The organism is Mesorhizobium sp. M4A.F.Ca.ET.050.02.1.1 (assembly GCF_003997725.1).
Taxonomy (GTDB): domain Bacteria; phylum Pseudomonadota; class Alphaproteobacteria; order Rhizobiales; family Rhizobiaceae; genus Mesorhizobium.
Genome location: NZ_RZSG01000665.1, coordinates 1 through 3,347 on the forward strand (window position 1 = coordinate 1; position 3,347 = coordinate 3,347).

The 3,347-nt window shown below is 67.6% G+C and carries 4 protein-coding genes; 3 read left to right on the forward strand and 1 reads right to left on the reverse strand.

Translation table 11 applies throughout. The features are described 5' to 3' along the window. Both EOA33_RS28960 and EOA33_RS28965 read left to right on the forward strand, forming a co-directional pair. A partial coding sequence (locus EOA33_RS28960) for a helix-turn-helix domain-containing protein (RefSeq protein ID WP_127407203.1) occupies positions 1-1,068 on the forward strand: 1,068 nt, incomplete at its 5' end. A gap of 81 nt (positions 1,069-1,149) precedes the next feature. Beyond that, positions 1,150-1,806 (forward strand): PQQ-binding-like beta-propeller repeat protein, encoded by a 657-nt coding sequence (locus EOA33_RS28965; RefSeq protein WP_127407204.1) that lies wholly within the window; start codon positions 1,150-1,152, stop codon positions 1,804-1,806. 126 nt (positions 1,807-1,932) lie between these two features. On the opposite strand, the gene efp is transcribed toward EOA33_RS28965, so the two are convergent. Next, on the reverse strand, positions 1,933-2,502 hold the full coding sequence (gene efp / locus EOA33_RS28970; protein WP_126055087.1) for an elongation factor P: 570 nt from the start codon (positions 2,500-2,502) through the stop codon (positions 1,933-1,935). Positions 2,503-2,631: 129 nt separating this feature from the next. On the opposite strand from efp, the gene EOA33_RS28975 reads away from it, so the two are divergent. After that, positions 2,632-3,347, forward strand: a 716-nt coding sequence (locus EOA33_RS28975; RefSeq protein WP_127407205.1) for an amino acid--tRNA ligase-related protein, incomplete at its 3' end; no start/stop codon positions are given.

The following is a 3,347-nucleotide window of genomic DNA, read 5'->3' on the forward strand; positions in this document are numbered from 1 at the left end:
CTGCTGAAGAGCGCGGCCCGTGCCTTCAGCCCCAGGGAGGCGGTGGCGCGCGCCCGCTGCGTCGTCGCCGAGGCCGAAATCGCGCTGGTGTCGCGCGATCTTGGTTGGCCGGAAAAGGCGCTGCGGGCGGCGCGCGCGACGCTTCACGCGCACGGCGACCGGGTGAATGCCGCCTATGCCGGCAGTATCGAGGCGCGCCGCCTGATCCTGATCGGCCGCCTCGACGAGGCCGAGCGCCTGCTTGCCGGTTTCGATCCGGGGCCGCTGCCGCCGGTCGCGCGTGTCGCACATGAGCTCGCGGCCGCCGGCATCGCGGTCCGGCGACTGCGGACGAAGGCGGCGCGCTCGGCGTTCGGCCGGGCATCGCTCGCCGCCTACGAGGCCAAGATTCCGGCGCTGAGGGCGGAGGTCGAAGCGGCCTCCCTGGTGTTGAACACGCCCGTAGGCCGGCAGATTGCGCAGGGATCGGAGAAATTGCTGCCGCTCGATGAGGTCGAGACGCTGCTGGCGTCCGGCGCGTTCGTTATCGATGCCTGCCGCAATGTCGTGCGTGAAGCCGATAAGGTTGTCTCGCTGGCCAGCCGGCCGGTGCTGTTTGTCCTGGCGCGCACGCTCGCCGAGGCCTGGCCGGGGGATGCCTCGCGCGAGACGCTGCTCAGGCGCGCTTTTCGGGCAAGGCATGCCGATGAGTCGCATCGCGCGAGGCTGCGGGTCGAGATGGGCCGGCTGCGCGCCGAACTCGGCGCGCTGGCCGAAATCAACGCGACGGCCGCCGGCTTTGCGCTGACGCCGCTTGGCGCCGGCGAGGTGGTCGTGCTGGCGCCGCCGGTCGAGGAACAGCATGGCGCGGTGCTGGCCTTCCTCGCCGACGGCGAGTCCTGGTCGAGCTCGGCGCTGGCGATCGCGCTTGGCGCCAGCGCTCGCACCGTGCAGCGGGCGCTGGAGGAGCTTTCGGCCGAGAGAAAGGTTCAGGCCATCGGCCGTGGCCGGGCGCGCCGCTGGATGATGCCGCCGGTGACCGGATTCCCGACTGTCTTGTTACTCCCGGGCCCGCTGCCGAGCGACTAAGCATGCTGGCGAAAGTTTCGGGAAAGAGACATGCCCAGGAACTAAGTGCCAGGTGTATTGTCCAGATCGATGGAGACCGCGATGAAACGAGCGACTGCCGAAATCCTGCGTGAGTACGGACCCTTTCCGGGGGTGAAGACCGTGGCTGGCGTGACCTTCGACGGCGAGAAAGTCTGGTTTGCCTCGGGCGACAAGCTCAATGCGCTCGATCCTGGGTCAGGAGCGACACTGCGCTCGATCGATGTCGCAGCCGATGCCGGAACCGCCTTCGACGGCAAGCATCTTTACCAGATCGCCGAAGAGCGCATCCAGAAGATCGATCCGCGGACCGGCGACGTCATCGCCACGATCCCGGCTCCCGGCAATGGCGGCGACTCCGGCCTGACCTGGGCCGAGGGCTCGCTTTGGGTTGGTGAATACCGCGCCCGCAAGATCCATCAGATCGATCCCGAAACCGGCACGGTGATCCGTACCATCGAGTCCAAGCGCGTCGTCACCGGGGTCACCTGGGTCGACGGCGAGCTCTGGCACGGTACCTGGGAAGGCGACGAGAGCGATCTGCGGCGCATCGATCCTGATACCGGCGAGGTGCTTCAGACGCTGGACATGCCGGCGGGAATGGGTGTGTCCGGGCTGGAATCCGATGGCGGAGGCTGCTTCTTCTGCGGCGGCGGCAACAGCGGCAAGGTGAGGGCGGTGCGCCGGCCCGGCTATGCCCCCACGGTGGCGAACAAATAGAAGCCGGGGCCGGGCGCGTTCTGAACTTCGTGATCGAGGCGCCTGCCGGGCGCCCCCATCTCGCGCGTTCACGAGGAGGCGGCCCGCAACATCGCCGGCGAGCTCTGGTAGACCGTGCGTCTGGTCTCAGTCCTTGGCGCGCTCGACGTAGGAGCCGTCGGCGGTCATCACCACCACGCGCGTGCCGGCGGAAATGTGCGGCGGCACCGCCGTGCGCACGCCGTTGGAAAGCATGGCCGGCTTGTAGGACGAGGACGCCGTCTGGCCCTTGGTGACCGGTTCGGTTTCGACCACCTCGAACACGGCGCGCTGCGGCAGCACCAGCGAAATCGGCACGCCGTTGAACTGCGCCAGCTGCACCGCCATGCCTTCCTGCAGATAGGGGGCCATGTCGCCGACCACGCCTTCCGGAGCCACGACCTGGTCGTAGCTTTCCGGGTTCATGAAATGGAAGCCTTCGCCGTCGGAGTAGAGGAAAGTGTGCTCGCGCTCCTCGACATAGGCGCGCTCCACCATCTCTGTCGTGCGATAACGCTCCGAAACCTTCACGCCGTCGCCGATGCGGCGCATGTCGAGTTGCGTCACCGGCGTGCCCTTGCCAGGGTGGATGTTTTCGGCAAAGAGGATGACATAGAGCTTGCCGTCCTTATCGACGACGTTGCCTTTGCGTAAGGAGCTGGCGATGACCTTGACCACGGTATTCAATCCCAATCGAGTTTTTCGGCCTGCGAGCGCTGATTGCCAAAAATCGGCTACGGCGGCCACCGCGTGCGCCCTAGCGCATCTTGCGCCGAACCGCCAGCCTTCCCGGCGATTTTCCTGCCGATGACCAGCCAAGCTTCCCCCTGGTGGACGCCCGATGTCCATGCCGACCGCCGGCCGCGGCTGTTGGCGCGCAACGCCATTGCCACCGCCTTGCGCGGCTGGTTCGCCAGTCGCGATTTCATCGAGGTCACGACATCGGCGCTCCAGGTCTCGCCCGGCAACGAAGCGCATCTGGCGGCCTTCGCCACCGAGGCGATCGGGACGGATGGCGCGCGCCAGCCGCTCTATCTGCATACTTCGCCGGAATTCGCCTGCAAGAAGCTGCTTGCCGCCGGCGAGCGGCGCATCTTCAGTTTGGGCCCGGTGTGGCGCAACCGCGAGCGCGGGCCCTTGCACCATCCGGAATTCACCATGCTCGAATGGTATCGCGTCGGCGAGACCTATGAGAGCCTGATGGCGGACTGCGCCGAATTCCTGGCTCTCGCGGCGGAGAAGGCCGGCGCGAAAACCTTTCGCTTCCGCGGCCGCGAGGCCGACCCTTTCGCCGAGCCGGAGCGGCTAAGTGTCGCCGAAGCCTTTTCGCGCCATGCCGGCATCGATCTTCTCGCGACCGTCTCCGCCGACGGCGGCACCGATCGCGCGGCGCTGCACGATGCCCTCGTCCGTGCCGGCCTGCGCACCGCGCGCGACGACCACTGGGCCGACCTGTTCAGCCGGGTGATGGTCGAGAAGGTCGAACCGGCGCTGGGGCAGGGGCGGGCCACCATCCTGTACGG

Bases quoted from the DNA above. Each gene is read 5' to 3' on its own strand.
- EOA33_RS28965 (WP_127407204.1), top strand. From the start codon at position 1,150: ATGAAACGAGCGACTGCCGAAATCCTGCGTGAGTACGGACCCTTTCCG.